This window comes from Phenylobacterium sp. (genome assembly GCF_036495085.1).
In the GTDB taxonomy this organism is placed as follows: Bacteria; Pseudomonadota; Alphaproteobacteria; order Caulobacterales; family Caulobacteraceae; genus Phenylobacterium.
Map to the genome: position 1 here is coordinate 1 of NZ_DASXNL010000191.1, position 1505 is coordinate 1505.

Annotated in this window: 2 protein-coding genes; both read right to left on the minus strand. The window is 66.5% G+C overall.

The features are described 5' to 3' along the window. Positions 1 to 224: 224 nt before the first annotated feature. Positions 225 to 1169 carry an IS110 family transposase gene (locus VGI62_RS21535; protein WP_331506643.1) on the minus strand — a complete coding sequence of 315 codons (945 nt, stop codon included), beginning with the start codon at positions 1167 to 1169 and terminating at the stop codon, positions 225 to 227. A gap of 216 nt (positions 1170 to 1385) precedes the next feature. After that, the coding region (locus tag VGI62_RS21540) for a metallopeptidase family protein (RefSeq protein ID WP_331506644.1) at positions 1386 to 1505 on the minus strand (120 nt) is incomplete at its 5' end.

Genomic DNA, 1505 nt, shown 5'->3' on the forward strand with positions numbered 1-1505 from the left:
GGTTCGAGCATGCAGAGCTGCTGCCGGACCGCTTTCCCCGCCGAAGGCGCGATCTCGCCAAGCAGTGGCGCGCGCTGCTGCTGTCCGATTCCGCATCCCCGCTGCGATAGGTCGTGTACTCACAAGCCCTTACCGGTATCCGGCTACGGGCGAGCCCCACCCAAAATCCGTCATCCCGGACGCAGTGCTCGTAGAGCGCGGAGATCCGGCGACTGTGTTGGGTGTCAACGGTGAGCGGGAAGTTCCCATGGTTTGCCGCTCTTGAGGATGGCGTTCGCCGCGACGACGAGCCTACGAGCAATTGCCACGAAGGCGACTTTGGCGGGTTTTCCAGCGGCGCGGAGCGCCTGGTACTCGGCCTTGAAGCCTTTGTCGGAGCGAGCGGCGCTGACGGCGGCCATGTAGAGGGCGGCTCGAACGCAGGGCCGTCCGCCGGCGATGTGTGCAGGCCCGTTTCGAGTTCCGCTCTGATTGGGGTGCGGCGCCAGACCGGCCAGGCTGGCAACGGCTTTGCGGTCGAGTTGGCCCAGCTCCGGCAGATCGGCCAGAAGGGTCGCACTGATCGCCGGTCCGATGCCGGGGATCGACTGCAGCAGATCGGAGCGCTGCTGGCCAGCGGGTTGGGCCATCAAGGCGGTGTGGAGCTGGGCTTCGATGCGAGCCCGCTCCTCGCCGAGCAGCCGAATCATCATTCGGCAGCTTTCGGCCACGGGCTCATCGAGGGTCTGCTTGAGCCTGACCTTCTCCATCGCGATCATCTCCACCAGCTGGCGACGGCGGGTGGAGAGGCTGCGGATCTCGAAGCCCTGCGGGCTGGGGATGGCGCGGGCGGCGTCCTGCATCATCAGAGCGAAGCGTGCGATCAGCTTGGCGTCCAGCCTATCTGTCTTGGCCCGTTTGCCTTCGGCGATGCGCAGGGCCCGGATCCGCTTGGGGTCAATCACTCCCACCTCGAAGCCGGCTTCGGCCAGGGCCCGCACGAGGCGCGCCGCATAGCCGCCAATCGACTCGAGCACCACGCGTCGAACCCCTTGGCGCTTCAGGCGCCCGATCACGACCTCGACGCCCTTGGAGGCATTGGGCGCGCGAAACACCCGACCCGAAGGCGCAACCCCCACATCAAAGTAGTCGCGGCCGACATCCACGCCGGCCGCACAGCTGTGCGTCATAGCTCCGCTCCTGTATCCGGGCTCGAGCGACCAGCGCACCGGCCCTAGCGACTGTTCGGAAACGCTGACTGGCGGGCGCGCCCTTGCCGGATCACGGCTTGTCGACCTGGGACCCAACGGGCTGCGCCCGCGCCGGATGAGGCCAGCGGCTCACCGAGTCGGCAACATACAGGGACCCCAGCCGCACCCACCTTTCGGCTGCGAGGTCTCACCTTTTTAATCCGGCGTGTTTTCGATGCGCTCCATATCGTCGTCGGACAGGCCGAAATGGTGGCCGATTTCATGGACCAGCACGTGGCGGATCAGGTCTTTCAAACGGCCGCCCCGCGCATGCTG

Bases quoted from the DNA above. Each gene is read 5' to 3' on its own strand.
- VGI62_RS21535 (WP_331506643.1), bottom strand. From the start codon at position 1,169: ATGACGCACAGCTGTGCGGCCGGCGTGGATGTCGGCCGCGACTACTTT.